Source organism: Geobacillus sp. BMUD (assembly GCF_013096845.1).
Taxonomy (GTDB): Bacteria; Bacillota; Bacilli; order Bacillales; family Anoxybacillaceae; genus Geobacillus; species Geobacillus vulcani.
In genome coordinates this window covers 53342-80271 of record NZ_SDLA01000014.1, presented here as the reverse complement: position 1 = coordinate 80271, position 26930 = coordinate 53342, and the positions used below count along the sequence as shown (strand labels likewise).

Below are 26930 nucleotides of genomic sequence, written 5' to 3'. Positions count from 1 at the left end.
AATAATGTGCAAATGTTCGGAAATAATCTGCAAAACCTGGAATAATTCGCAAAGATTTTGCACATTATTTCCGAATCCGTCCGAAATAATTTGAAAAAGGGATTCTGAAATAATGTGCTAATTTACAGATCAAGAAAAAATAGAAATGAGTAATGCCCAAAAAGTCAAAGGAATTCGTGGGAATCGCTCAATGGAAAAAGAAGAGAGAAGGAAAGAAGAAGCCTTTTTATTAGCGGATTCTGACCAATCGACTCAAAGAACTATTTCAGAAGAACATGTCGAAGACACGCAGCCGAAAAAGAGTGTTTCCAGAATCGAGTTATTACGACAAAAACAAAAGGAGAAGTTGATGCATGCAAAAAACAGTCAATGAAACACAGATTCTGCATGGTAAAACAGTAGTTGATGCGATTTATAGCCCTCAGATCGTTCAAGATTATGAAAACAATCCATTGATTGAAGCACTTCCTCCTATTCTTACGGAGGAAGAAGTAATTGAACAAATATCCGTATTCCCTCCATTTAATGAAAAAGAACGTTCGTTGAATGCTAATTATCGATTTCATTGTGTGCAGAGGCTGTTTCAATACTTTCAACCATTTGAAAAACATTTAGACCTTGAACAACGAATTTCAAGAGCCATCCGTCAAGGGTATCTTCACCGAAATCCAATGCAAAAAGAAGAAGTCATGAGAATTCATGAAAGTTACCAAGCGATAAAAGAGGGGAAGTTTTTAAAGAGCTATCAAACAGAAACAAAACGAACAGCAGCTGGCTTTACGCTTATTGGTCTTTCAGGAATCGGAAAATCGACCGCAATTGAAAGAGTGTTATCTTTTTATCCGCAAATTATTAAGCATCATGAGTATCAAGGGAAACCATTTATTTTTACTCAGATTAGCTGGATGAAGCTGGACTGTCCGTTCGATGGTTCATTAAAAGGCTTATGTATAAGCTTTTTTGCAGAATTGGATCGATTGCTGGGGTCCAACTATCTAAACAAATTTGGATCGCAAAAAAATACCACAGATTTAATGTTACAACGAATGGCTCATCTGGCAAGTCTCCATGGGATAGGCTTACTCATTATCGATGAGATTCAGCACCTCAGTCTTAGTAAGAGTGGCGGATCAGACAAAATGCTGAACTTTTTCGTCACATTGGTTAACACCATTGGTATTCCCGTTTTGCTGGTTGGAACAAATAAAGCTGTTTCGGTTTTACAAAGTGAATTCCGGCAAGCAAGACGGGGAAGCGGGCAAGGGGATATGGTTTGGTCCCAGATGCCAAAAGATGAGTCATGGGAGTTATTTGTCGAAGGTATGTGGGAATATCAGTGGACAACCAATTATACACCGCTAACCAGTGAATTCAGTGATTTGATTTATGAGGAAAGCCAAGGAATCCTCGATATTGCTGTCAAACTCTTCATGCTATCACAGGTAAGAGCGATTGCGACAGGGGAAGAGAAATTAAGCAAACAAATCATCAAACAAGTGGCAAACGATAGCTTAAGATTGGTTCGACCGATGTTAAAGGCATTGAGATCAGGGATTCCAAGTGAGATTGCCAAATACGAAGATATTCGTCCCATTGATATTGATGAGGAAATTGAAAAATATAAAGCCTCCATTGATTTGCAAGAAAAGATTCGCATTCAAAAGAAGATACAAGAACAAAAACGTCAAAAAAGGGAGCAATCCCTTTTAGAAGAGGTGACACTGCAACTGTTAGCTATGGACTTTGAGCCCAAAGAAGTCCAGACTGCCCTAAAGAAAGTCTTTAAAAAGTTTGGCGAAGATATTGAAAAACCAATGGTGATAAAAGAAGCGGTAAAACTCCTTATTGAAAAGGATGAGAAGAAAGACAATGCTCAAATCAAAACCAAGAAAGCCAAATCAAAATCGGAAAATTATTTGGGTCGCTTAATGGAAGAAGCAAGGAATAAGAAAAAATCAGTTCACGAATGGTTTCTTGATAAAAACATTGTCAAACAACCTTTAGATGATTTCTGGGAGGAGGATGACCATGCTACTTTGGTTTCCAACGCCGTATCCTGATGAGCTTCTATATAGCGTATTCGCGAGGTATCATGTGCGGTCCGGAAATACAAGTCCTAAAATGACGACCGAAGAATTGTTTGGAAAACGGACCATCCGATCAGTTTGGGACTTACCAGCCAATTTGAATACTTTGTTGAGTCGAATGGGTCCTTATTGGGATGCAGATAACCTAATTTTCAATCATACGATGTATTCGTATTATGCAGCCTTTTTACTTCCAAAGCAGGCGGATCAAGTAAAAAAATCCATGATGGAGGATAAAGGGAGCACCATTCACACCCGTATCGGAGTTTCAGCAAGTAATGTGAAGACAAAAACGAAGCTTTGGGTGTGTAGTGATTGTATCAAAGAGGACATGGACACGTATGGCGAAACGTATTGGCATCGTATCCATCAAGCTCCTGGCGTGTTTATTTGTCCAAAACATGAAACGATATTGGAAGAAACAGCGGTATCTACAAAAACTGAAAACCAACACGAATATGTAATCGCAACCCCTTTTATTGAAAGAAAACGGATGAATCTGGATGGGTTGCAAAAAGAAGAACTTCAGTTGCTTTTAAAAATTGCTCAAATAACGGAGTTCCTGCTAACAAATAGACATCTTCAGACACAAGATAATATCGTTAGGGAAAAGTATGTTGAGCTTTTAAAACAAAAAGGATTTGCCAGTCCTAATGGGTTTGTAAAACGTGATAAATTATATCAGAGCTTTACTTCAAAGTTTTCCGACCGCTGTTTGGAACTTTTACAGTCTCCCGTATTGTTCGAAGAAACCAATTGGTTAACGATGATATTTCAAAAACACCGGAAATCCTTTCATCCGATACGGCATATACTAGTCATGCTGTTTTTAGAAACCGACTTGGATCATTTGTTTAATAAAGAGCAGTATAATCCTTTTGGTAAAGGTCCTTGGCTATGTTTAAATGTCGCATGTCCCAATTATCATAAACCAGTTGTTACATCTTTAACCATAACCAGATGTTATGATACAGGGAAACCGGTTGGAACATTTCGTTGTGACTGTGGGTTTGTTTTTTCAAGAAGAGGACCGGATAAAAACAGTAATGATCGGTATCGTATTGGCACGATAAAAGAATACGGTAAGGTTTGGAAGGATAAACTGACCGAATTAGTGAACGAAGGGTATTCACTTACAGATATATCAAAAGAATTACAGACGGACCGAGCAACAATTAAAAAGTACGCTGCCGAATTAGGATTAAAAGTACCATGGAAATTACCGAAAATCGAAAAGGACAACCCAAAAGAGCTACTGGAACAATACGAAGACCAATTAGCGGAAAGAAAAAATAAATGGCTTGAACTACAAGAGTTATACCCTGAAAAATCAAAGACGGAATTACGAAAAATGGCACCTGATGTTTATGCGTTTTTGTACCGACATGATCGTGATTGGCTTAATAAATATTCTCCTTCAAAGAAAAGAATTCAACCCCCTAAGCAACGTGTAAATTGGGACAAGCGAGATAAAGAAATCTTAAAAATGGTCAAGGAAGTTGTTCGGACATGGGATTTGGGAGCTGATAAGCCAACAAGGATTACAAAGACGTCCATTGGCAAGAAAATCAATCAATTGTCCTTGCTTGAGAAAAAAGGTGATAAATTGCCCAAAACCATGAATTATATTTCTCAAGTAGAAGAAAGTTTAGAATCGTTTCAAATGAGACGAGTGGAATTTGTAATCGAGAAATTAAAACAAGAGGAACAACCTATCATTGAATGGCAAATTTACAAAAAGGCGGGGCTTCGCCCCACCATTTCGAATGAAGTAAAAAGGTTTATTTCGTTAAAGGTAACGGAGTATGAAACTGTTAATAAGAAACATGTTTGATTATCGAGTAAAATCCCTGTGTTTTTCCATAATTTAACGATTTCCTATTATGCAAAAGCACTTTGTTAGCACAATAAGCGATAGAAGCCTCAGCAACAACATCTTCCGCTTGCAGTTTGCATCTTTAACTTGATACAATTATAATTGCCAAGCTTGGGCAACTTGGTGCTTCGGCTTTTTCGCCCTCGAGGTGTATAAATGTTCCGAAGATTGTCAGATTGGATGAAAAAAAGTGTCGGATTTAGTACGAAAGAATATTTTTCGCTAACACCACCGCATCATTACAAGGAGTATTCTTTGTTAGGTGTCAAGTGGAAGAAAAAAATTAAAAAGGATTAATAACGACACTGCTCTCTAGGGGGCTCCTCCCCCTAGGAGCTATATCCAATCGCCCTTTTTTTCATCCTTTAATTATTTTCTTTAAAAAATAAGATATTCCTTTTTATGAAGAGTATCTTTACATTAAAAAACGAACTTCAATCTCTAAGGTTCGTTTTTTATCTTCGTTTTTTTGTCTTCTTATGCTATTGTACTGGATCTCAATATAAGGTTAGCCAGATTAGTTTAAATAGCGGCTTCCCAATTTATCAACCAATTTCCATACATATCCATGCTTTTATAAATAAATGATATATTCAGTTACGGTTCCCAACTTTTTTTGTCATTGAACAGAAATGAATAACTTTAATTTCTATTATGAGCAAGGGATATACCCTTGCTCTTTTGTATTTGTAGTTTATTACCAATTTTTATTGTGCAAACATTTTAAGAATGTATGTTCTTATTGGAGTATGTTTGATATAATATTTTTTGGAAAATTATTACGAAAAGGGGGAGATTGCGATGAGCGTACAATCACACATTGATAATTTAGCTAGTAAGTTAAATTTGAAGCAAGATGAAAAAGACAAAATAGAAAAATCAATCGCTACTTTATCAGACAGATTAAACAGGTATTTTGATGGTGAACTTATGGATCATTTTAAATTCGGCTCATATACTAGGGGGACTATTTTACCTAGAAAAGCAGATGAATACTCCGACGTCGATTATATGGTCATCTTCAAGAATCCAAACAATTATAAACCCCAAACGTTGCTTAATTATTTGAAGAGCTTTGTCAATTATTATTATCATAGTTCAGAAATTTATCAATCTCATCCAACGATTGTGCTCGAGTTAAATCATATTAAGTTTGAATTAGTTCCAGCAAAAAAAGACATTTGGGGTAATATTTACATACCATCTCCATCATCTTCTTTTGAAGAATGGATGAAAACCGATCCTAACGCTTTTAACAAAAAGTTAACTGATGCGAACGTGAAGTATTTTTATAAGATAAAGCCGTTGGTGCGTTTAATGAAATACTGGAATAGGTTAAATGGAAGTTATCTTTCTTCTTACGAATTAGAAAATTGGATTGTTGAAAATTATTATTGGAACTGCAACAATCTAAAGGATTTTGTGTATAGTACCTTCGAAAAACTGAGCTATAACTATAGCGATCCACAAGGTTATAAGGATAAAGTGGATAGAGCTAAAAAAATCATAGCTCAAACAAAAGAATATGAAAGGAATAATATGCCATACTCAGCAGAAGCGGAAATAAAGAAGTTATTTCCAGATTTTTAAAAGGAGAAAATATAACTATGACGACAGGACGTATTGATACAATAGATGCTTACTTTCAAAAAGTTTCTCGTGTTAACAAGTGGAATAGCTTCTTGTTTTGGTTTTCTGTTTTTTGTTCTATTGCTGTATTTTTTACTAATAATAAACCTACGGTTAATTATATAATGAATATTATATTTATTATTACTACTGTCTTATACTTTATTATCAATAACTGGCTAACCCTTTTTTTATTAAGAGAGGCACAGAATAAAAGAAGGATACATCTGTTGTCTGATTCACTGGGAGTAAATCTGGATGATGAACAAACAAATTTATATTATAACAATTCACAAAGTCCTTCGATTATACGTCTAGGTGTTAATGTATTTGAAAACTCCTTATTTACATGGAGAATAACTGAAGAGATGGCAAAAAATGAAAGGCTAAAAGTATCACTGTATGTATTGATTTGGTTACTTGTGATGCTCATTCGGGAGGTAAATTTGAACTTTATCGCAATAATAGCCCAAACATTATTTACTTCTGGCTTAATTGTTAATTACGTAAAGTTGGAAATTTTAAGAAACTCATGTGCCCAATTATTCAATGAGTTTAGACAAATCTTTTTAATAAATGGTTTAAACACTAATCATCAGATTGTTGCTACCATACTAAGTCTTGTCTTTCGATATGAAACAGTTGTCGCCAGTATGGGGGTTCATCTATCCAGTAAAATTTTTCACAGGATAAATCCAGCGGTTACAGATGAATGGGAATCGGTAAAACGAAACTTGCATTTATAAAATAAATCGACATAGTTTAGTACCCGACTTTTTTGTCATGCAAAAAAAAATCGCGGTACCCGACTTTATTTTTTACGAAATGTAAAATCGAACGTAAGAATGCGGGTTTTATCGTTTCACAGTACCCAACTTTTCTGTAATTTAACATGTTGTAACAAAAGGTTAGATGCCGAACCAAAAAGCTGAAAACGAAAAGGCCTGTTGGGTGAGTCTAACAGGCCTTTTTTGTAAATAGGCTACGGTTGACCATTTGGTCGCCTTTACCATACAAAAAGCTTCGCAGATTTTGTTTCCTTGGCTAGAAAGAAACATGATGGCCAAGCATATGTTGTAGCGAAGAACTTTTGGGGAGACATGAACCTATTTGGGTGAATGGGTTTTGAGCACAGCTATTTCACCCAAGGAGTCCGGTTCATGTCTCTTTTTTTGTTTGATTGCAAATTTATGTTAGTGGATTTGCTCATCTGTAGTTAAAAAATTAAATAAAATCTTTTGTTTTCATCTTGTTAAGGTGCGCAATGTGAGGTTTCCGATAACTGTGCCCATAAAAATAGATCTTTGGCTTGCTGGGAAAATAACGCCATGTTTGGCTTTCTCACGTTTTGTCATTTTTATCCCTCGATAAGCTTGTTTATTTTAATTTCCCGCCAAACACCGGGAAGAAGCTGTGTTCACCGTAATCTCGGATTCGCTCGATACTCTTCAAAGCCTCCATATCTTCATCGTTGATCACAAAATCAAGCTCTGCATTGTTTCTCATGTGGTCTGGGTTGGACGTCTTCGGAAGGACGACAAGGTCAAGTTGGATGCAATAACGCAGGCAAAGCTGGGCAACCGATACGCCGTACTGATCCGCCCTGGCTTTAATCTCTGGGTGGTCAAGAATGACGCCATGTGCAATGGGAGAATAAGCTTCTACAACGATGCCGTTTTGCTGGCAGAATTCAATGAGATCAAAAGGAGTGTTGCCGATGTGTGCCAATATTTGATTGACCATCGGCTTGATCTCGCAACTTTCCAGAAGATTTTCGATATCGTCTTGCAGGAAGTTGGAAACCCCAATCGATTTTACTTTGCCGGATTTGTAAGCATCTTCCATGGCCCTCCATACTTCTTTGTTTTCTTTGAAGTAGCGGTTTTCCCCACGGAATTCCTTCCAAGGTTGCGGGCTGTGGATGATGATAAGGTCGATGTAATCAACCCCCAGCTTGGCTAGAGACTCATCAATAGACTTTGCGGCGGCGTCATAGTTCTTTAATTCTGCCGCAACCTTTGTGGTAATGAAAAGTTTTTCCCTCGCCACGCCGCTCGAACGGATTCCTTCGCCTACCCCTGCTTCGTTCGCATAGGCTTGCGCAGTATCAATATGGCGATATCCGATCGATACCGCGTCACGCACGGCCTGTGCCGCCTGCGTATCGTCCAACAGCCAGGTACCAAGTCCCAATTTTGGAATCTCTACGCCATTTGATAATGTAAACGTTTCGTTAAACATACTTTTGTCTCCTTTACATTGTCATATTTTTGATAGTCCCTTGTCTTCTTGAGAAGTAATTACCTTTAAAAATGATTAACGGCTTGCACAATCCGATCAGTTTCCTCAGTCCTGCCGGTTAAAAGTTTCACCATCATATTTTGTACATTCACCTCCAGTAATGAATGTTGGTTCATTTATCAACGTCTGTTTATAATTATAAAAAGAAACAGGGCGCTTTCAATGATTAAATGAACGCGATTTGTTGACTATTCAACAAATGAAGTGAAATGGTTGATTTATGAATTGGCGAAACGGTGAGTCGGGACAAGGATTAGGTTCTATAGTGATCAAGTGAAGCCTTGGAGCTATCTGCCTCAAAGCGTCCTTCTTCCCCTTTGAGAGTTACTGATTTTCTCAAATAGATAAACCTTGTACATCCTGACCTTTGTTCTCACGAAAACCAATGTAAACGGGGGAACGATTGTTTTTTACCAGCCTTCTAGATCGAGAGAAACTTATTTGCAAACGGAAGAGCCGATCAAGCAGGCGGATGTTGTTTTCGAGCAGGGTTTGTCCCTTTGTAAGGATGACGATGGTGAAACGAAAACATCGAATTGATTATCGATAATTTCGTAGAATTTGTTGAATAATCAACAAATTATCTGAATCTAACCATATTAAAACATCACCTTTCTTTTTATAATGATAGACAGGTGTTGATTAAATTTATAGATGAAGGAGGAAACGTGAAATTTATAGATGAAGGAGGAAACGTGATGGCGATTGTTGCCAAAGCACGTGCGGTATTCAGCCCGGAAGGTCCGTTTCAACCAACGGTGATTGAGCGGCGCGACCTTCAGCCTCATGATGTCCTCATCGAGATACAGTATGCGGGCATTTGTCATTCCGACATTCATACTGCTCGCGGCGAGTGGGGCCCGGTGCGATATCCCCTCGTTCCGGGGCACGAGATTGCCGGCATTGTCACTCAAGTGGGCTCGGCAGTGACGAAGTTTGCCGTTGGTGACCGCGTCGGGGTTGGCTGTATGGTGGACTCTTGTAGAGAATGCGAGCCTTGCCGCAAAGGAGAGGAGCAGTACTGCTCGGAAATGGTGGGCACGTATGCCGCCATCGACCGATATGGTCAGTATACACAAGGTGGGTATTCCACTCACATCGTCGTCCATGAAGACTTCGTTCTCCGCATTCCTGACAGCATCGCGCTTGATGTGGCCGCACCGCTTTTGTGCGCCGGCATCACCACGTACTCGCCGCTCCGCCATTGGCAAGCCGGTCCGGGCAAAAAAGTAGCGGTGGTAGGGTTAGGCGGCCTTGGTCATATGGCGGTGAAGTTTGCCCATGCTATGGGAGCAGAGGTGACGGTTTTGTCGCAAACATTGAAGAAGAAAGAAGACGGGTTGCGTCTTGGGGCCGATCATTACTATGCGACAAGTGATCCCGAGACGTTTGCGAAACTCGCTGGTCATTTCGATCTCATCATCAATACGGTGAGCGCACCAATCGATATCAACGCCTACCTTTCGCTGCTCGCCTTGGACGGCACACTGGTGAACGTCGGCGCACCAGCAGAGCCGTTGGCTGTGAATGTCTTCTCGCTCATTCCGCAGCGCCGGTCGTTTGCCGGATCGATGATCGGCGGTATTCGCGAAACACAGGAAATGCTGGATTTCTCTGCTGAACATGGCATTGTCCCCGAGATTGAGGTGATTTCCGCCGACCAGATCGATGAGGCATGGGAGCGGGTGCTTGCTTCTGACGTCCGGTATCGGTTTGTCATTGATATTCGCACGATGAAAACTGAGTAATTGAGGAAATGCGTTTGTTTCAACAAACGTTTTTGAAGCGTGTTTGACACGTATAGACAGAAATAGGGGAAGCCGACTGACTCAAAAGGAAGGTTATATTCGAGTGAAATACGAGATATAGGAGGTAATGAAGGAGAGTCTGACCCAAAAGTCCGCTTTTTAGCGGACTTTTGGAGTTATCCCCGCTTTCTCCCTCTGCTCTTGGACTGTTAGGCTGCGTTAAGAAACGGAACGTATCATAGAGGTTAAAATGCAAGATAAACAACAGAGCGGCAATTTCTTTGCTGTGGTGTTAGGTGCATTTTCAGCACTGGGCCCTTTTACTGTGGATATGTATCTTTCATCACTCCCTAGAATCGCGGATTTTTTCGAAACGAGTACGTCGATGAGTCAAGCCAGTTCAACCGCTAGTTGGTTAGGAATTGCTTTGGGCCAAATTGTCATGGGCCCTTTAAGTGATGCTCATGGGAGACGTAAACCATTGTTGTTCTCATTGCTGCGTTGTTTCTGTTTGCCGCGTCCATCGGGACTTGAGAGATGAATGGAGGGATGCGCGATATGTCCAAATTGTTATCAGCGACTTTCTCCTTGACGTTGATTTTCGCTGTTGCAGCTTGTGGTGGAAATCAAAGTGGAAATTCGGCTTTTGACGAGGCTGAGACGGTTGAAAACCCATCAACGAACGACAAACGGGACGTTTCGATTGCAGGACAAGAAGAGAATCGAGGACATTCCGCCGCAAAGAGAGGACAAGATGCTCCGGATGAAGACAACAGTATTGAAAATACCAAAATCAGATTGATTTTCGATCATGGAGAAGTCATCGTCAACATGTATGACAATCCGACAAGTAGGGATTTGCTAAGCAGGTTGCCGTTGACACTCACGTTCGAAGACTTCAGTGGATTCGAAAAAATGAGTATATTAGAAGAAGGGCTCAGTACAGAAGGCGCGCCAGAAGGCGTTACGCCGAAGGCCGGAGATTTCGCGTATTATGCCCCTTGGAAAGACATCACCATTTTTTATGATGATTGGCGTTATTCGCCGGGGTTGATTCGATTAGGCAAGGTTGAATCGGACGTAGAGGAGCTTTCAAGTAAGTTGGCAAGCATGAAGGATGATTTCACCGTGACCATTGAAAAAGTGGAATAAGAGATGTTCGGGAGTGTACATTTGGACATTGACAGGAACGTTACAAAATAAAGAAGCAGTCAAGAAATGGAGGGTGGGCATGGTGACGGATAAAAAGGTGGCGCTTGTCACCGGCGGGAATCGGGGAATTGGCTATGAGCTCGTCAAACAGCTGGCATGGAGGGGATATACAGCCATTTTGACAAGCCGGGATCCGGAAAAGGGGTGGCAAGCTGCGCAACAACTTCGGGAACTCAACCTTGATGTTTCGTTTGTGGCAATGGATGTGGCGAACCAAGAAAGCATCCGCCAGGCTGCGATGACGGTCAATGAGCAGTATGGGGCATTAGACGTATTGATCAATAATGCCGGTGTGTACTTAGATGGAAATCAAAAACTGGTCGATATGGAACCTTCCGTTCTTGAGCGGACGATGGCCACGAATTTCTTTGGCTCCTACTATGTGATTCGCTCCTTTCTCCCTCTTATGGAAAAGAAAGGATATGGACGGATTATTAATATTTCTTCTGAATATGGGGCGATGAGGGAAATGTCATATCCGGGAGTAGGAGCTTATAAATTATCGAAACTTGCCCTCAATGGCTTAACACAGCTGATCGCAGCAGAAGTGAGCGGTGATATCAAGGTCAATGCCGTCGATCCGGGGTGGGTCCGTACGGATATGGGCGGGCCATCGGCTCCCCGATCGCCAAAGCAAGCCGCCCAGTCAATCCTTTGGTTGGCAGAGATCGGGCCTGACGGACCGAACGGCGGATTTTTCCGAGATGGAAAACGAATAGATTGGTAGCCAGCAAGAACAGTGTAGTGAATACCTTTGCCAAAAGATCAAGGGGTATGTTGCATCAACGGTTGTGAACGAGTGTTCCTATGCGAGAGGAACGCTCTTTTTTTGTTATGTTTAACAACAAAAATATAATTAAATTCAATAATTATTTATTGAAAAACGATAAACCAACGATTACAATAAAAACAAAAACGAATCAGTGAGGTGCTTGCGGTGAAACGAGAAACGCTTTTTTTGAAGGTGGCCTTGGTGTTGATCGGCCTTCCGGTTCTGGCGTTGTGCTTGTTTTTGGTGCCGGCGCTTGCGAAGGTGGCGGTCAAGCTGGTGCCGGCGCTCCCTTGGATCAAGTATTTCGTTTATCTTGTGTTTGAGGCGTCCGCGCTGCCGTTTTATTTTGCGCTCTATCAGGCGTTTCGGCTGTTGACGTATATTGATCAAAACAGCGCGTTCTCTGAGCGGTCGGTCGAGGCGTTAAAGAAGATCAAATCTTGCGCTGTGGTCATCTGCGGGCTGCATCTGCTCGCTTTGCCGCTGTTTTATCTTTTTGCCGAAAAGGACGACGCTCCGGGTGTCATTTTCGTCGGGCTGCTGGTGCCGTTTGCGTCGCTCGTGATCGCTGTCTTTGCCGCTGTGCTGCAAAAGCTGCTGCAACAAGCCGTTGACATCAAACAAGAAAACGAGTTGACGATTTGAGGTGGATGACATGCCGATCATCGTGAATCTTGATGTCATGTTGGCGAAGCGGAAGATGAGCGTCACGGAGCTGTCGGAGAAAGTAGGGATTACGATGGCGAATTTGTCGATCTTGAAAAACGGAAAGGCGAAGGCGATCCGCTTTTCGACGTTGGAAGCCATTTGCAAGGCGCTCGACTGCCAGCCCGGGGACATTTTGGAGTACCGAAGCGATGAAGGGGAATCGCATTCGTAAGCGGGGGAGGGGGCGGCTTGAAAGGGGAGAAACACGCGGCAGCGGCGGGGGAATGCCCGCCTTGCTGGCTGGTTGCGGTTCGGAGGTGTCTCTGTTCTGGAAAAGCGCGGCTCATCAAAGCGTTTGTGCAGCTTGTTCGCTTCGGTTGGGCGCAGGCGTTGTCCTGCGTGTTTCCGGTTGTTATTTTTGCTTCATTGGCGCTGACGAAGCTCGCGCCGCTTCCTTTGTTGCCGCGGTATGACTGGCTGCTTGTCATTTGCCTTCTCATGCAATGGTGGATGGTGCGCTCCAGGCTGGAAACGCGGGATGAGCTCAAAGTCATCACTGTCTTTCACTTGATTGGGCTTGCATTAGAGCTGTTTAAGGTGCGTATGGGTTCATGGTCGTATCCGGAGGAAGGATATACGAAACTGTTTGGCGTGCCGCTGTACAGCGGCTTCATGTACGCGAGCGTCGCGAGCTATCTTTGCCAGGCGTGGAGACGGCTGAAGGTGGAGCTCGTGCGCTGGCCGCCGTTTTGGCTGGTCGTTCCGTTGGCGGGGGCGATTTACGTGAACTTTTTTACCCACCATTATTGGATGGACGTTCGCTGGTGGTTAGCAGGCCTTGTGATTCTCGTTTTTTGGCGCTCGTGGGTCGCGTATGAGGTCGGGGGAATTCGGTATCGGATGCCGCTTGTTCTGTCCTTTTTGTTGATCGGTTTTTTCATTTGGGTCGCGGAAAATATCGCCACCTTTTTCGGGGCTTGGCAATATCCAAATCAAGCGAGGGCGTGGAGCCTCGTTCATGTCGGGAAAGTCAGCTCGTGGGTGTTGTTGGTCATTGTCAGTTTTCTCATCGTCGCGACGTTAAAGCAAGTGAAGGGCGGTGGAAAGGAAAAAACAGGCGGGACGTCCGCGGACGTAGCCCAAGCCGGGGCGGGCCGAGCAGAGGCCGCCCGCTGTTGAGGCAGCCCGGCTCTGGTTATCCGAGATGCGCCTTGATTTCTTCAATTTGGGCAAGGTGGCGTTGTTCATGGTAGCTGACAAATTCCACCCATTGCTTTAAGCTTAGGGGGCCGAAAACCGGATGGGGGAACGATTTGGCTTCCAGATCAGCCGGGTCGGCTTGCTCGACGATTTGACGCAGCCGCTGCCGCGATTGACGCAATTTTTCCTCCAATTCCCCCCACGTGAAACGCCGGTCGCTCGGACGGGCGAAATCGGGCGCCTCCACTTTTTTGGAACGGTCAAGGGTGAGGTGGATCGGCTTTTCGCTGACGGGTTGGCTCGCGCCGTGCGTCAATGTCTGGGCGATCATGGCGGCGATCGATGTTTCGATAAGGTGCAAGTGTTCGAGCACTTGGGCGATCGTCCAACTCCCTTCAGCCACCCGGGTGTTGAGTTGTTCATCCGACAGAGCGGCCACGCTTTCAAGCAGCTGTCGGCGCACTTGTTCCTGATGATCCATGATTTTCCCTCACTTCGGTCTGGATTTGACTTCATCGTACTATAAAGAAAGCGGGCCGTAAAGCCGTTTTGTGTTCGCCGTGATGACCGTTTTCACGCGCTCAATCTCTTCGCCGTAATGCGCTGCCACGACGCGGACAGAGTCAAATAAAAACAGCGGCGTTGTCGGTTTTCCGTGAAACGGACCGGCAAATGGCCATGGACCGTCCGTTTCGAGAAGCAGCTGCTCGAGCGGGATGAGGGGCAATAGCGCTTGGTCGCGCTCGCGATAGCATACCTCGGGAGTGACGGAAATGTAGTAGCCGCACCGGACGATGCGTTGCACCGTCTTTGCGCTTGCCTTCAGCCAATGGAAATGGGCGTTCCGGACGCCAGCTTGCTGCACGATGGCCAAGGCGGTTTCGGCTCGGTCGTGGACGGCATGAAGCACGAGCGGCAAAGAGGCATCGACGGCGATGGCGGCGATTTGCGCCAACAAGTCGCAATAGCTAGGCAATTGGGCCGATGCCTCGGCTGAGTAGTACGGCAGCCCGACTTCGCCAATGGCAGCGAGCTGCGGCCGCGCTTGCTTGATGAGTGACGTCCATTCATTCCAATCGGCCGGGCTGGGCATTGGACGTTCTGGATGAAAGCCGATGGCGGCGTAGACGAAAGACGGAAACCGTTGCTTGAGCTCCAGCGTTCGGTAGCTGGAGCTTAAGTCGGTGGAGACGGCGACGACGCCGGTTATGCCTGCCTCTTGCCAACGCTTGATTTGTTCGTCTACCCGGGCGTATTGGTCGAGATGAAGATGGGCATCGATCATCGGCGCGACCTCCCCCTGTCGCCGCAGCGTCCTAGCGGCTTCCTCTTCATTCTTTGTCGATTTGATATTTGCGGATGCGGTATTGCAAGTTTTGCCGGCTTAGGCCAAGCGCTTTGGCGGTTTTGGTGATGTTGAAGCCGTGATGCTGCAGCGCCTTGCGGATGTAGTAAATTTCGACCTCTTCCATGTATCGGTCAAGCGGCAAGATATCATCCGTATCGAATAGAAAATCGGTCTTGGCCTCGTCAGGGGCGAGCTTGGCCCGGAAATACGCCGGCAGATGGGCGAGCGTGATCACCGTGTCTTGTTCCATCGTTTCCATCGTTTCCAAGATGACGGCCTCTAGTTCGCGCACATTGCCGGGCCAGCGGTAAGCGAGAAACGCCTCTTGCACATCCTCATCGAGCCCTTCCACCGTCAACCCATAGCGTTCGTTGCCTTGGCGGATGAAATGAGCCGCCAAAGGCAAAATGTCCTCCCTTCTCTCGCGCAGCGGGGGCAACACGATGCAGTGGACGGCGAGCTGGTAGTAAAGCGGCTTCAGCAGTTCCCCCGTTTGCACGGCGTCAATGGGGTCGCCGCTTGTCGAAGTGATGAGGCGGACATCGGCCCGAACAGGTTCATGGCCTTGGGCGCGGACAAACTGTTTTTCTTGCAAGAAACGGACGAGTTTTTGTTGGAGCGGCAGACTTAACGAGTCAATATCGTCAAGCAGGACGGTGCCGCCGTTCGCCTGTTCGAACAAGCCGGGCTGAATCTCACCGTTTGCTTCGCTGCCAAACAGCATCGTTTCCAACCAGTCGTCGGGGAGCGACAAACACGTTTGCGCCAAAAACGGTTTGGCGCGCCGCTCGCTTTCATAGTGAATGCAAGAGGCGAGCAAATCTTTTCCCGTTCCTTTTTCGCCGATGAGCAGCACAGGCGCGTCAGAGCGGGCGGCATGGCGGGCTAGGCGGACCGCCGTTTGCATCGCCTTGCTTTGGCCGATGATGTCAGCCAGCGTCCGTCCTGGTTCGCTGCGTTGGTACTGCTCGGCAATCAGTTTGCGAAACTTTGTGACATCTTTGGCGATTTCCACTGCACCGATGATGCGCCCGTCTTTCCGCAAAGGGTGTGTCTGATTGACCGTTGTCACGGCTTGTCCTTTGTTATTGAAATAGGTTTGCTGCTTGTTCAAAATGCTTTCACCGGTGCGCAGCACTTCAAGCAAGGTGCTCGGCTGCTCCGGATGAAAGTGGAAGACGTCTAAAATGTTTTTATCGAGCACGTCCTCAACATCCATGCTCTCAATTTCCCGCATTTTTCGGTTGTAAATGACGGTTTTTCCATGTTGATCGACGGCATGGATGCCAAGGTCGATCATTTCGAGAATTTGCTCGTACATCGATAAAAGCGTTTCCATATCCCGGTTCACGATCAGCACCTCTCTTTTTTGTATTATAGCATAAGGCGGACGGGAGACAGGAAGGAAAAGAAAGATGTGAAAAAATTTTTTGCTAAATATATTGAAAATAGAAAAAAATAAATTCATAATAAAGTTGTGATACAGTAGAAATTGAAAAATAATTTTGCATAAAAGGAGGTTGCTATTCGTTGATAAAAATGTAAGCGGTTGCGGAATCTATCATAAGAGAGGGGAGAGTTTTCAGATGCAACCAGTGCAAGAATTAAAACGGGAATTAAAAAGCAGGCACTTGTTTATGATTGCCCTCGGCGGGGTGATCGGCACGGGTTTGTTTTTAGGATCAGGATATACGATTCATGAGGCAGGGCCAGGGGGAGCGGTGGCCGCTTACTTATTCGGCGGTCTCGTCATGTATTTGACGATGCTTTCGCTAGGAGAATTGGCTGTGAGAATCCCCGATGCCGGGTCGTATCAGACGTATGCGACGAAATTCATCTCGCCGGCTGCCGGTTACTGCATCGGCTGGCTGTCTTGGCTCAATTGGTCGGTGACGGTCGGCATCGAGCTGCTCACGGTCAGCATTTTGATGAAGCGATGGTTTCCTGATGTGCCGACATGGGTGTTTTGTGCGGTCTTTGCCTTGTTGTTGTTTTTGATCAACGCCTTGTCTGTCAAAGGGTTTGCCGAGGTCGAGTTTTGGTTTTCCAGCGTGAAAGTGCTGACGGTGATCGCCTTTATTGTGCTTGGATTGGCGGCGATGTTTGGCGTCATCCAGATGAAAAACGGGCAGCCTGCTCCGTTTTTCACGAACTATACGGATCATGGCGGTTTGTTTCCAAAAGGGTTTTGGGCGATTTTTTCAACCATGATATTGGTTAACTTTTCTTTCCAAGGGACGGAACTGGTCGGCGTGGCTGCCGGGGAAAGCCGAGAGCCGGAGAAGACGGTGCCGGTGGCGTTGCGCAATACGGTATGGCGCATTTTGATCTTCTTCATTCTGGCGATTTTTGTGCTGGCCGGTTTGTTTCCGTGGGAGAAAGCGGGTGTGGTGGAAAGCCCATTTGTGGTCGTGTTTGACAACATTGGCATTCCGTATGCGGCCGATATCATGAATTTTGTCATCATTACGGCGGTGCTGTCGGTGGCCAATTCAGGATTGTACGCAACGTCGCGCGTGCTTTGGTCGATGTCGCGCCAAGGAATGGTGACGCCGTTTTTCAGCAAACTGTCGAAGCGCGGCGTGCCGATTAACGCGCTGATCGCCAGCATTGCCATCGGATGTTTGTCGCTTTTATGCAGCATTTACGCGGAAGATACAGTGTATGTCTGGTTGACGGCGATCGCTGGGTTTGGCGCGGTGACCGTCTGGGCGTCGATTGCGCTGTCGAGCTATTTGGGACGGAAGGCGTTTTTGCGCGAGGGCGGCGATGTGCGCGATTTGAAGTATCGGACGCCGCTGTATCCATTCGTGCCGCTGGCGGCGTTTGCGTTAAATATGGTGACGATCATCGGATTGGCCTTCATCCCGGATCAGCGGATCGCGCTTTACTGCGGGATTCCGTTTTTGCTCGCTTGTTATGGTTACTACCATCTGGTGGCGAAAAAACGACTTCGGCCTCTGAACGTGGAAAAAGAGGAGCTGACGGTTGCCAAGTAAAAATCATTGAAAAAAGCCATAATCATTTGCATAATATAACTATGAAACCGTTTTATAACGAAAAAATTTTTTGCTTGTTAAAAGGAGGACGACGAAATGGTGCAGCCATACAGACATGAACCGCTCACCGACTTTACTGTGGAAGCGAACCGGGACGCGTTTTTGGCAGCGCTCAAGAAAGTGGAAGGCGAACTCGGGCGCGATTATCCGCTCGTGATCGGCGGCGAGCGCATCATGACCGAGGACAAGATCACGTCGATCAATCCGGCCAATAAGGCGGAGGTGGTCGGCCGGGTGGCGAAAGCGAATCAAGAGCTCGCCGAACGGGCGATGAAAGCCGCCGATGAAGCGTTCCGCACGTGGAGCCGGACGAGTCCGGAAGCGCGGGCCGATATTTTGTTCCGGGCGGCGGCGATCGTGCGCCGGCGCAAGCACGAATTTTCCGCCTGGTTGGTGAAAGAAGCCGGAAAACCGTGGCGCGAGGCAGATGCCGATACAGCAGAAGCGATCGACTTTATGGAATATTACGGCCGGCAAATGTTGAAGTTGAAAGACGGCATTCCGGTGGAAAGCCGTCCGGGGGAAACGAACCGCTTTTTCTATATCCCGCTTGGCGTCGGCGTCGTCATTTCACCGTGGAACTTCCCGTTTGCCATTATGGCGGGGACAACGGTCGCTTCGCTTGTGACGGGCAATACGGTGCTGTTGAAACCGGCGAGCGCCACGCCGGTGGTGGCGTATAAATTTGTGGAAGTGTTGGAAGAAGCGGGACTGCCGGCTGGTGTCCTCAACTACATCCCGGGCAGCGGAGCCGAAGTGGGCGACTATTTGGTCGACCATCCGCGCACGCGGTTTATCAGCTTCACCGGCTCGCGCGATGTTGGCATCCGCATTTACGAGCGGGCAGCGAAAGTGCACCCGGGACAAATTTGGCTGAAGCGTGTCATCGCGGAAATGGGCGGCAAAGACGCCATCGTTGTGGACAAGGAAGCCGACCTGGAACTGGCGGCTCAATCGATTGTCGCCTCGGCGTTTGGCTTTTCGGGGCAAAAATGTTCGGCGTGCTCGCGCGCGATCATCGTCGAAGATGTGTATGATCAAGTGTTGAACCGCGTCGTCGAGCTGACAAAGCAGCTCAACGTCGGCGACCCGGCGGAGCAAGCGACGTTTATGGGGCCGGTGATCGACCAAAACGCGTACAACAAAATTATGGAATATATCGAAATCGGAAAACAGGAAGGCCGTCTGATGACTGGCGGAGAAGGAGACGATGCAAAAGGCTTCTTCATCCAGCCGACAGTGTTTGCCGATGTCGATCCGAATGCGCGCATTATGCAGGAAGAAATTTTCGGTCCGGTCGTCGCGTTCGCCAAAGCGCGCGACTTTGACCATGCGCTCGAGATCGCGAACAACACAGAATACGGCCTGACAGGCGCTGTCATTTCGCGCAACCGAGCGAATCTCGAAAAAGCGCGGCAGGAGTTCCATGTCGGCAACTTGTATTTCAATCGCGGCTGCACGGGTGCGATCGTCGGCTATCAACCGTTTGGCGGCTTCAATATGTCAGGGACGGACTCGAAAGCCGGCGGTCCGGATTACTTAATCCTCCATATGCAAGCGAAAACGGTATCGGAAATGTTTTAAGGCAAAGGGGCTGACCCAACAGGCGATCTCCCCTCAAGAAAGACACAACATATCGTGTGGCAGGGAAGCGGCTGGTGCTTATATAGCGATGAGAGAGGGTGTCCCAGTCCTTTTGGGACACCCCCTTTTGCAACGCAACGAAGAAAACGGAAAGGAGCGGTGAAGATGGCAACCAAATCGGAACAGCTCATTGCGAAGACGGAACAATACGGGGCGCGCAACTACCATCCCCTGCCGATCGTCATCTCGGAAGCGGAAGGAGTATGGGTGAAAGACCCGGAAGGCAACCGTTATATGGATATGTTAAGCGCTTATTCGGCGGTGAACCAAGGCCATCGCCATCCGAAAATTATTGCCGCGCTGAAAAAGCAGGCGGATCGTGTCACGCTCACGTCGCGCGCGTTCCATAACGACCAGCTCGGTCCGTGGTACGAGAAAGTATGCCGATTGACAAAAAAAGAAATGGTGCTGCCGATGAACACGGGCGCCGAAGCGGTGGAAACGGCGCTCAAAGCGGCGCGCCGCTGGGCGTATGACGTCAAAGGCGTCCCGGACAACCAAGCCGAAATCATCGTTTGTGAAGGAAACTTCCACGGCCGGACGCTTGCCGCCGTGTCGCTGTCGTCCGAACCGGCTTATAAACGCGGGTTTGGGCCGCTGTTGCCGGGCGTGAAAATCATCCCGTACGGCGATATCGAAGCGCTGAAAGCCGCGATCACACCGAATACAGCGGCGTTTCTTGTCGAGCCGATCCAAGGCGAAGCGGGCATCCGCATCCCGCCGCAAGGATTTTTAAAAGCGGCGTATGACGTATGCAAAGCGAACAACGTCTTGTTCATCGCGGACGAAATTCAAACCGGACTCGGCCGGACCGGGAAGTTGTTTGCCTGCGACTGGGAAGGTGTTGTGCCGGATATGTATATTTTAGGAAAAGCGTTGGGCGGAGGGGTGTTCCCGATTTCGTGCGTCGTCGCCAACCGCGATATTTTGTCGGTATTTGAACCCGGCTCGCACGGCTCGACGTTCGGCGGCAACCCGCTCGCTTGCGCGGTGTCGATCGCAGCGCTCGAGGTGATTGAAGAAGAGCGTCTAGCGGAGCGTTCGCTTGAACTTGGCGAATACTTCCTTTCGAAACTAAAACAAATTCAAAACGAGGATATTAAAGAAATTCGCGGCCGCGGCTTGTTTATCGGCGTTGAGCTGCATGGCCCAGCTCGTCCGTACTGTGAGGCGCTGAAAGAGCAAGGCTTGCTTTGCAAGGAAACACACGAGACGGTCATTCGCTTTGCACCGCCGCTCATCATTACAAAAGAAGAATTGGATTGGGCGTTTGAACGGATTGTGAATGTCTTGTCCCGTCCATAAATCGAGTCGAAGAGGCGAGTGAGACGATGGAAGAAAATATGTTTCTCTCCACCCAACGTGTGATCAAAGAGGCGCTGGCCAAACTTGGCTACGGTGAGGAGATGTATGAGCTGTTGAAAGAACCATTGCGCGTCCTTACCGTACGTATTCCCGTCCGTATGGATGATGGAACGGTGAAAGTATTTACGGGTTACCGCGCCCAGCATAGCGATGCCGTGGGGCCGACCAAGGGAGGCATTCGTTTTCATCCGGACGTCACCGAGGAAGAAGTCAAGGCGCTTTCAATGTGGATGACAATCAAAGCCGGCATTGTCGGGTTGCCGTATGGCGGCGGCAAAGGAGGGATCGTCTGTGATCCACGGAAAATGTCCATGGGAGAATTGGAACGGCTCAGCCGCGGCTATGTGCGGGCAATCAGTCAGATCGTGGGGCCATCCAAAGATATCCCAGCGCCAGACGTGTTTACCAACTCACAAATTATGGCGTGGATGATGGATGAATACAGCCGCATCCGCGAGTTTGATTCCCCTGGCTTTATCACCGGCAAGCCGCTTGTGCTCGGTGGTTCCCAAGGTCGGGAAAAGGCAACAGCGCTCGGTGTCACGATTTGCATCGAAGAAGCAGCGAAAAAAGCGGGAATTGAGTTGCAGGGGGCGCGGGTCATTATTCAAGGATTCGGCAATGCGGGCAGCTTTTTGGCCAAATTTTTGCATGAAGCTGGAGCACGCGTCATTGGCATTTCCGATGCCTATGGCGCGTTGTATGACCCGAACGGACTAGATATTCCGTATTTGTTGGATCGCCGCGACAGTTTTGGCACGGTGACAACGTTGTTTGAGAATGTCATCACCAATCAGGAGTTGCTAGAAAAAGAGTGTGATATTTTAGTTCCGGCCGCGGTAGCGAATCAAATTACGCGTGACAATGCCGCGAATATTCGCGCTAAAATTGTGGTTGAGGCGGCCAACGGCCCAACGACGCTCGAAGCGACCAAAATCTTGACGGAACGGGGCTTGCTATTGGTTCCTGACGTGCTGGCCAGCGCCGGTGGGGTGACCGTTTCCTATTTTGAATGGGTGCAAAACAACCAAGGCTATTATTGGACGGAAGAGGAAGTGGTCGAGAAGTTGAAAGAGAAATTGGTGAGCGCATTTCATCGCGTCTATGAATTGGCCGAATCGCGCCGTGTGGATATGCGCATGGCGGCGTACATGATCGGGCTGCGCCAAACAGCAGAAGCAGCTCGCTACCGCGGTTGGGTATAACCGCTGAGAGACGAAGCGCAGCGGCAGGAGCCATGCTCCCCGGTTGGGCTTGTCTATTTTCGTAGAAGGAAAGGGAAAAACATGAAGTGGCAGACGAAGGAGCAATTGCGGACATTGCTTTGCCGACTTGTCGAGCATGCCAGCATTAGCGGATCGGAAGCCGAAGTGCGCATGGCGGAGTATATAGCGGGCGAGTTGCAGTCGCTCGACTATTTTCAAGCGCATCCGGATTTGGTTCAGTTGCATTCAACTGGGGATGGCCGCTATTTTGTTACAGCCTTGGTCCAAAAAGCGCAGCATGTGCGCGATACGATTGTGTTGGTCAGCCATTTTGATGTGGTCGATGTGCAAGATTATGGAGCATGGAAAGAAATCGCGTTTTCACCTGAAACGATCACAGCACGGTTTTATGAACAAAAAGAGCAGCTCCCGGCGGACGTGCGAGCCGATTTGGAATGCGGCGAATGGCTTTTCGGCCGCGGCGTGATGGATATGAAATGTGGGCTTGCCCTGCATATGTCGCTCATTGAACAGGCATGTTCGGGTCGATTCGATGGAAATTTGTTATTGTTGACAGTGCCGGATGAAGAAGTCAATTCTGCAGGAATGCGTGCTGCTGTTCCTGTATTGGTTCAGATGGCAAAACGATATGGTTTGGACTATCGGTTGGTGCTTAATTCCGAGCCGATGTTTGCCCGCTATCCAGGCGATCAGACGAAGTACATTTACACCGGCTCGATTGGCAAAGTGCTGCCGGGGTTTTATTGCTATGGGAAAGAAACGCATGTCGGCGAACCGTTAGCGGGATTGAATGCCAATTGGATGGTGGCGCAAATTATCAATGAGCTCGAGTTGAATACCGATTTTTGCGAAGTGTCAGGTGAAGAAGTAAGCCCGCCTCCAACCAATTTGCTTCAAATGGATTTGAAGGAAGACTATTCTGTGCAAATCCCGCACCGGGCAGTGACGCTATATAATTTGTTTTTACAACAAAAATCGCTCGATGACGTCACCCAAGCGCTCGTCGAATTGGCGAGACGGGCGGCGGAGCGAATCGAGAAAAAGTATCAGGAACAGGCGGCTCGCTTTGCCCAATTGGAGAGATCAGTACCAACATCGATTTCTGTGAAAGTATGGACGTTTGCCGAGTTGCGGCAAAAAGCGGTGGAAATCGTTGGTGAAGAACAGGTGAAGCAACTCGAAAAACAGGTGTTCAGGGACGGGGCAGATCAAGACGAGCGGGAGCAAACCATCGAATTCGTTGATCAACTTGGCATGTTATGCAAAGATTTTGCCCCGATGATTGTGCTGTTTTATGCACCGCCGTATTATCCAGCTGTCAATTCAAGCAGTGATCCATTCATTCAATGGTTGGTATCCAAGCTGCAACAATACGTCCGTGAAACCTATGGCATTACGCTCGTACAGCAGCACTATTTCGGCGGTATTTCCGATTTAAGCTATGTCGGGCTGCAACAGCCGCCGGCATCATTGCAGGTATTAGCCGCAAACATGCCGATGTGGAATCAGGGCTATACGCTGCCGATTGAAGCGCTTGCCGAATGGAACGTTCCCGTTTTGAATGTGGGGCCGGTTGGCCGTGATGCCCATCAATGGACAGAACGCCTGAATGTGCCCTTTGCGTTTGACATCGTAAAGGATTGGCTTGTGTATACGATCGATCAAGTATTTGCCAAATACCAATAAGAAAGATGGTCTCTTCAATGTGACGTTCTTAGGGGCCAGCTCAAGCAGCAAGGGGGTGCTGAAAAACCCCCTTTTTTTGTGCTTGAATTCAAACAAAGCAACGGTGAGCTTTTTTTTGCATAAGATGGTCTTGTATATTACCATAAAAAGCATAGTCACATACATAAGCAAAAAGAAAAACGCATACATACACAACATGCAGGTCATGCGGAAGGAGGAATGGTGTCATGCAGGCATGGATCACTGATTTTATGGAGCAATTCGGTTACATGGGAATTTTTTTGATCATCGCGCTTGAAAATTTATTTCCTCCCATTCCATCGGAAGTCATTTTGCCGTTTGGCGGATTTATGACGACATACACCACCTTGACGGTTCCCGGCGTCATTGCGGCAGCGACAGCGGGTTCGGTTGTTGGGGCGATCGTGCTGTACGGCATCGGCCGGCTGTTGTCGGTTGAGCGGCTTGGGCGGATCATTGACCGTTGGGGCGGATGGCTGCGGGTGAAGCCGGAAGACATCGATAAGGCGAACCGGACGTTTCAGCGCTACGGGGTGTGGGCGGTATTCTTTGGCCGCATGATTCCGCTGGTGCGCAGCTTGATTTCGATTCCCGCCGGCATGGCGAAGATGAACGTGTGGCTGTTTGTCTGGCTGTCGGTGCTCGGAACGCTCATTTGGAATACGATTTTAATCTCGGTCGGGGCAGCGCTCGGTGAGTCGTGGGGGAAAGTATCCGAAGTGATTGGGATGTACGCCGAAGTGGTGTATATCCTTATTGCTGCGGTTATTGTGGTTGGAGCTGTCCGCGTTTGGAAACGGCGCCGGGCTTCTTAGTTCCGGCCTTTTTAGGGGATGGTCTTGCCAAAAAGGGCTGCCGCCCGAGGTTGATGTTCAACCTTGGGGGCAGCTTGTTTTCATTTGTTCCAAACACTCTCGATCAGCAAGCGTCTTGCCTTCTGCTTGATATGAACAGCGAACTCAACATTCGCGCACGTTCAACACGAAAGAAGCAAAGGGAAGCCTCAACACGGGCAAAGGCGAAACAGGGGGGCAGGAAGGCGGCAGAAAACAGGTTTCGTCGTTGTCCTTGGTCCCTCATGGCTGCAAACACATCAGCGCCTCAACAATAAATAAATGAAATACGGCGCGCCGATCAACGAGACGACCACTCCTGCCGGAAGCGGTTCGGCGAGAACGTTGCGCCCGATCGTGTCAGCGGCAAGCAGCAGCCAACCGCCGATGAGCATCGCTGCCGGAATGGCTCGCTCATGGCGCGGTCCGACGATCATTTTGGCGATGTGCGGCGCCATTAAGCCGATAAAGGAAATGCCCCCGGTTACAGCGACGGCCGCTGCAGCGACCGCAACGGCGGTCGCCATCAGCACGAGCCGCTCGCGGCGAACATGAACGCCGACCCCGATGGCGACCGGATCGCCTAAATGCAAAAGGTTTAGCCGTTTCGCCCGATACAGGCCGATCAACGCACCGATGACAAGCCACGGCAGCATCGCCCAAATAAACGGCCAATCATCGCCCCAAATGTTGCCGTAAAGCCATCTGGCGATAAAGTCGACTTTCGTTCGGTCCGCGGCGGAAATGAGGACAATCATGAGCCCGGAGAGCGCCATCGAAAATCCGACCCCGGTCAGGATGAACGATACCGGCTGCAGCCCGGTTGTTTGATTGTAGGAAACGGCGTAAATGGCCGCCGCCGTCAACAGCGCTCCGACGAAGGCGACGAGCGGCAGAGCGTAAAGAAACGTCCCGGCTTCAATCGGGAAAAATAAAAAGAATATAGCGACGCCCGCGCCGGCTCCGGCGTTGATGCCCAATATGCCCGGATCGGCGAGCTCATTTCGGGTGATGCCTTGCAGCATCGCTCCGGACAGGGCGAGCGCCATCCCGGCAAGCAAGGTGATCACGATGCGCGGCAGGCGGAGAGAAAACAAAATAAATTCTTCTTGCATCGAGCCGTAGCCGAACAGCGTCGGCACGATGCGGCCATACGAGAGCGGCGCCTCGCCGGTGCCCAACGCGATGGCGGCCGTTGCGGCAATAAGCAACGAAAGCAGTCCCAACACGATCGTGATGCGCGTTCTCATGCCAAGCCCCTCCCTTTTTTCCGCACGACAAACAGGAAAAACGGTAAGCCGATCACCGCAATGATGGCTGCCACCGGCGTTTCAAACGGGGCGTTGACCGTACGGGCCGCCGTATCGGCGACGACCATGCCGGCCGCGCCGACTGTGGCCGACAGCGGGATGATGAATCGGTAATCGGCACCGGCGATCGCGCGCACAAGATGAGGAATCATCAAGCCGATGAAGGTGATGTTGCCGGCGATGGCGACGGACGCTCCTGTCAATAAAAAGACAGCCAAAAACAGCCACGCTTTGACAATCGCTGTTTTTTGCCCGACGCCGACGGCGACGTCTTCGCTTAAGCTAAGGATCGTCAGCTGCTGCGAATACCATGCGGCAATGGCGAGCCCGATCACGATGAGCGGAATGATGACTGACAGCTGTTTCCACGACGTTCCGGCTACCCCGCCCGATGTCCACATCGAAACGTCTTTGGAAATATGAAAATAAAGGCCGACCCCTTCAGCGACGGCAAACAAAAGCGCTGAGATTGCCGAACCGGCTAAGACGATGCGCAATGGTGAAAAGCCGCCTTTGCGGGCGGCGCCGATGCCAAAGACCATCCCCGCCCCGGCAGCCGCCCCAAGCAGACAAGCGACGGTGATTACGAGATAATGGGCCGAAGGAAAAAAGGCCATCGTTATGGCCAACGCTGCGTTCGCTCCAGCGGTTAAACCAAGCAGCCCCGGGTCAGCGAGCGGGTTGCGTGTCATTCCTTGCATGATCGCCCCGGCGACGGCGAGTCCGGCGCCGACAAAGGCCGCCGCCGTTTCCCGCGGCAGACGGAGCTCGCGAATCACGTCAAGCTGTTTGTCTTGTTCGTTGGAGAAGAGCGCCCGCCATACGTCGCTCCACGTCGTGTCGGCGGCGCCAACCACCATCGAGCCAAACCAGACAGCGGCAAGCAGAATGAGCGACAACAGGAAGGCATAACGAAATGGCAGCAGCCTTCGGTTCATTTCCATCGGCGATTTCCCCCTTTTGCA

Annotated in this window: 23 protein-coding genes; 17 read left to right on the top strand and 6 right to left on the bottom strand. The window is 48.1% G+C overall.

Translation table 11 applies throughout. The annotated features are described in order from the left end of the window. Positions 1–145 precede the first annotated feature (145 nt). The 5 genes from ETC05_RS14090 to ETC05_RS14070 all read left to right on the top strand — a co-directional run bounded on the left by ETC05_RS14090 (position 146) and on the right by ETC05_RS14070 (position 6338). Positions 146–373: a hypothetical protein gene (locus tag ETC05_RS14090; protein ID WP_171661291.1), complete on the top strand. Its 228-nt coding sequence runs from the start codon at positions 146–148 to the stop codon at positions 371–373. Next, positions 354–2060, top strand: coding sequence for an ATP-binding protein (locus tag ETC05_RS14085; protein WP_171661290.1), 1707 nt, complete (start codon positions 354–356; stop codon positions 2058–2060). The genes ETC05_RS14090 and ETC05_RS14085 overlap by 20 nt, the downstream gene beginning before the upstream one ends. Beyond that, positions 2029–3921 carry a TnsD family Tn7-like transposition protein gene (locus ETC05_RS14080; RefSeq protein WP_171661289.1) on the top strand — a complete coding sequence of 631 codons (1893 nt, stop codon included), beginning with the start codon at positions 2029–2031 and terminating at the stop codon, positions 3919–3921. The genes ETC05_RS14085 and ETC05_RS14080 overlap by 32 nt, the downstream gene beginning before the upstream one ends. Before the next feature lie 843 nt (positions 3922–4764). After that, on the top strand, positions 4765–5553 hold the full coding sequence (locus ETC05_RS14075; RefSeq protein WP_171661288.1) for an SMODS domain-containing nucleotidyltransferase: 789 nt from the start codon (positions 4765–4767) through the stop codon (positions 5551–5553). A gap of 17 nt (positions 5554–5570) precedes the next feature. Next, complete coding sequence (locus ETC05_RS14070; RefSeq protein ID WP_043964488.1) at positions 5571–6338, top strand: hypothetical protein; 768 nt, start codon at positions 5571–5573, stop codon at positions 6336–6338. A gap of 631 nt (positions 6339–6969) precedes the next feature. Here the strand turns inward: ETC05_RS14070 and ETC05_RS14065 are convergent. After that, entirely contained in the window at positions 6970–7833 is an 864-nt protein-coding gene (locus tag ETC05_RS14065; RefSeq protein WP_031406142.1) for an aldo/keto reductase, read from the bottom strand. A gap of 758 nt (positions 7834–8591) precedes the next feature. On the opposite strand from ETC05_RS14065, the gene ETC05_RS14060 reads away from it, so the two are divergent. The 6 genes from ETC05_RS14060 (at position 8592) to ETC05_RS14035 (ending at position 13452) form a co-directional block, all read left to right on the top strand. Continuing rightward, entirely contained in the window at positions 8592–9641 is a 1050-nt protein-coding gene (locus ETC05_RS14060; RefSeq protein WP_171661287.1) for an NAD(P)-dependent alcohol dehydrogenase, read from the top strand. A gap of 558 nt (positions 9642–10199) precedes the next feature. After that, positions 10200–10793: a cyclophilin-like fold protein gene (locus ETC05_RS17715; RefSeq protein WP_216366493.1), complete on the top strand. Its 594-nt coding sequence runs from the start codon at positions 10200–10202 to the stop codon at positions 10791–10793. Positions 10794–10872: 79 nt separating this feature from the next. Then, positions 10873–11580: an SDR family oxidoreductase gene (locus ETC05_RS14050; RefSeq protein ID WP_031406136.1), complete on the top strand. Its 708-nt coding sequence runs from the start codon at positions 10873–10875 to the stop codon at positions 11578–11580. A 210-nt stretch (positions 11581–11790) separates the two neighbouring features. Beyond that, positions 11791–12270, top strand: a complete 480-nt coding sequence (locus tag ETC05_RS14045) for a DUF2975 domain-containing protein (protein WP_031406134.1) — start codon at positions 11791–11793, stop codon at positions 12268–12270. A gap of 10 nt (positions 12271–12280) precedes the next feature. Further along, complete coding sequence (locus ETC05_RS14040; protein WP_031406132.1) at positions 12281–12505, top strand: helix-turn-helix domain-containing protein; 225 nt, start codon at positions 12281–12283, stop codon at positions 12503–12505. A gap of 17 nt (positions 12506–12522) precedes the next feature. Beyond that, positions 12523–13452, top strand: a complete 930-nt coding sequence (locus tag ETC05_RS14035) for a DUF817 domain-containing protein (protein WP_084177465.1) — start codon at positions 12523–12525, stop codon at positions 13450–13452. 16 nt (positions 13453–13468) lie between these two features. On the opposite strand, the gene ETC05_RS14030 is transcribed toward ETC05_RS14035, so the two are convergent. From ETC05_RS14030 to ETC05_RS14020, 3 genes are read right to left on the bottom strand one after another with little or no spacing between them, the layout of a single operon-like run. Continuing rightward, positions 13469–13954: a DinB family protein gene (locus tag ETC05_RS14030; protein WP_031406128.1), complete on the bottom strand. Its 486-nt coding sequence runs from the start codon at positions 13952–13954 to the stop codon at positions 13469–13471. Between the two features lie 39 nt (positions 13955–13993). Beyond that, the gene (locus ETC05_RS14025) at positions 13994–14758 is read right to left on the bottom strand and encodes a TatD family hydrolase (protein ID WP_171661286.1); all 765 of its coding nucleotides are present in this window, start codon (positions 14756–14758) and stop codon (positions 13994–13996) included. A gap of 46 nt (positions 14759–14804) precedes the next feature. After that, on the bottom strand, positions 14805–16172 hold the full coding sequence (locus ETC05_RS14020; protein ID WP_171661285.1) for a sigma-54 interaction domain-containing protein: 1368 nt from the start codon (positions 16170–16172) through the stop codon (positions 14805–14807). Positions 16173–16407: 235 nt separating this feature from the next. Here ETC05_RS14020 and ETC05_RS14015 point away from each other — a divergent pair, with 235 nt between their 5' ends. From ETC05_RS14015 to ETC05_RS13990, 6 genes are all read left to right on the top strand, one after another. Then, on the top strand, positions 16408–17820 hold the full coding sequence (locus ETC05_RS14015) for an amino acid permease (protein WP_171661284.1): 1413 nt from the start codon (positions 16408–16410) through the stop codon (positions 17818–17820). Between the two features lie 96 nt (positions 17821–17916). Beyond that, a complete protein-coding gene (gene pruA / locus ETC05_RS14010) occupies positions 17917–19464 on the top strand; it encodes an L-glutamate gamma-semialdehyde dehydrogenase (protein WP_031406120.1) in 1548 nt (515 codons plus the stop codon). Between the two features lie 165 nt (positions 19465–19629). Continuing rightward, positions 19630–20829, top strand: a complete 1200-nt coding sequence (locus ETC05_RS14005; RefSeq protein ID WP_171661283.1) for an ornithine--oxo-acid transaminase — start codon at positions 19630–19632, stop codon at positions 20827–20829. A gap of 26 nt (positions 20830–20855) precedes the next feature. Continuing rightward, complete coding sequence (locus ETC05_RS14000; RefSeq protein WP_171661282.1) at positions 20856–22094, top strand: Glu/Leu/Phe/Val family dehydrogenase; 1239 nt, start codon at positions 20856–20858, stop codon at positions 22092–22094. 81 nt (positions 22095–22175) lie between these two features. After that, a complete protein-coding gene (locus ETC05_RS13995) occupies positions 22176–23801 on the top strand; it encodes a M20/M25/M40 family metallo-hydrolase (RefSeq protein WP_031406114.1) in 1626 nt (541 codons plus the stop codon). A gap of 227 nt (positions 23802–24028) precedes the next feature. Continuing rightward, positions 24029–24637, top strand: coding sequence for a DedA family protein (locus ETC05_RS13990; protein ID WP_171661281.1), 609 nt, complete (start codon positions 24029–24031; stop codon positions 24635–24637). A 278-nt stretch (positions 24638–24915) separates the two neighbouring features. Here the strand turns inward: ETC05_RS13990 and ETC05_RS13985 are convergent, their stop codons facing one another. Together ETC05_RS13985 and ETC05_RS13980 are read right to left on the bottom strand one after the other, a co-directional pair. Then, positions 24916–25905, bottom strand: a complete 990-nt coding sequence (locus tag ETC05_RS13985; RefSeq protein ID WP_171661280.1) for a FecCD family ABC transporter permease — start codon at positions 25903–25905, stop codon at positions 24916–24918. Continuing rightward, entirely contained in the window at positions 25902–26909 is a 1008-nt protein-coding gene (locus ETC05_RS13980; RefSeq protein ID WP_171661279.1) for a FecCD family ABC transporter permease, read from the bottom strand. The genes ETC05_RS13985 and ETC05_RS13980 overlap by 4 nt, the downstream gene beginning before the upstream one ends. Between the last annotated feature and the right edge of the window lie 21 nt (positions 26910–26930).

Excerpts from the sequence above, each read along its gene's own strand:
- ETC05_RS14090 (WP_171661291.1), top strand. The coding sequence starts at position 146 with ATGAGTAATGCCCAAAAAGTCAAAGGAATTCGTGGGAATCGCTCAATG.
- ETC05_RS14085 (WP_171661290.1), top strand. The coding sequence starts at position 354 with ATGCAAAAAACAGTCAATGAAACACAGATTCTGCATGGTAAAACAGTA.
- ETC05_RS14080 (WP_171661289.1), top strand. The coding sequence starts at position 2,029 with ATGCTACTTTGGTTTCCAACGCCGTATCCTGATGAGCTTCTATATAGC.
- ETC05_RS14075 (WP_171661288.1), top strand. The coding sequence starts at position 4,765 with ATGAGCGTACAATCACACATTGATAATTTAGCTAGTAAGTTAAATTTG.
- ETC05_RS14070 (WP_043964488.1), top strand. The coding sequence starts at position 5,571 with ATGACGACAGGACGTATTGATACAATAGATGCTTACTTTCAAAAAGTT.
- ETC05_RS14065 (WP_031406142.1), bottom strand. The coding sequence starts at position 7,833 with ATGTTTAACGAAACGTTTACATTATCAAATGGCGTAGAGATTCCAAAA.
- ETC05_RS14060 (WP_171661287.1), top strand. The coding sequence starts at position 8,592 with ATGGCGATTGTTGCCAAAGCACGTGCGGTATTCAGCCCGGAAGGTCCG.
- ETC05_RS17715 (WP_216366493.1), top strand. The coding sequence starts at position 10,200 with ATGTCCAAATTGTTATCAGCGACTTTCTCCTTGACGTTGATTTTCGCT.
- ETC05_RS14050 (WP_031406136.1), top strand. The coding sequence starts at position 10,873 with ATGGTGACGGATAAAAAGGTGGCGCTTGTCACCGGCGGGAATCGGGGA.
- ETC05_RS14040 (WP_031406132.1), top strand. The coding sequence starts at position 12,281 with ATGCCGATCATCGTGAATCTTGATGTCATGTTGGCGAAGCGGAAGATG.
- ETC05_RS14030 (WP_031406128.1), bottom strand. The coding sequence starts at position 13,954 with ATGGATCATCAGGAACAAGTGCGCCGACAGCTGCTTGAAAGCGTGGCC.
- ETC05_RS14025 (WP_171661286.1), bottom strand. The coding sequence starts at position 14,758 with ATGATCGATGCCCATCTTCATCTCGACCAATACGCCCGGGTAGACGAA.
- ETC05_RS14015 (WP_171661284.1), top strand. The coding sequence starts at position 16,408 with ATGCAACCAGTGCAAGAATTAAAACGGGAATTAAAAAGCAGGCACTTG.
- pruA (WP_031406120.1), top strand. The coding sequence starts at position 17,917 with ATGGTGCAGCCATACAGACATGAACCGCTCACCGACTTTACTGTGGAA.
- ETC05_RS14005 (WP_171661283.1), top strand. The coding sequence starts at position 19,630 with ATGGCAACCAAATCGGAACAGCTCATTGCGAAGACGGAACAATACGGG.
- ETC05_RS14000 (WP_171661282.1), top strand. The coding sequence starts at position 20,856 with ATGGAAGAAAATATGTTTCTCTCCACCCAACGTGTGATCAAAGAGGCG.
- ETC05_RS13995 (WP_031406114.1), top strand. The coding sequence starts at position 22,176 with ATGAAGTGGCAGACGAAGGAGCAATTGCGGACATTGCTTTGCCGACTT.
- ETC05_RS13990 (WP_171661281.1), top strand. The coding sequence starts at position 24,029 with ATGCAGGCATGGATCACTGATTTTATGGAGCAATTCGGTTACATGGGA.
- ETC05_RS13985 (WP_171661280.1), bottom strand. The coding sequence starts at position 25,905 with ATGAGAACGCGCATCACGATCGTGTTGGGACTGCTTTCGTTGCTTATT.
- ETC05_RS13980 (WP_171661279.1), bottom strand. The coding sequence starts at position 26,909 with ATGGAAATGAACCGAAGGCTGCTGCCATTTCGTTATGCCTTCCTGTTG.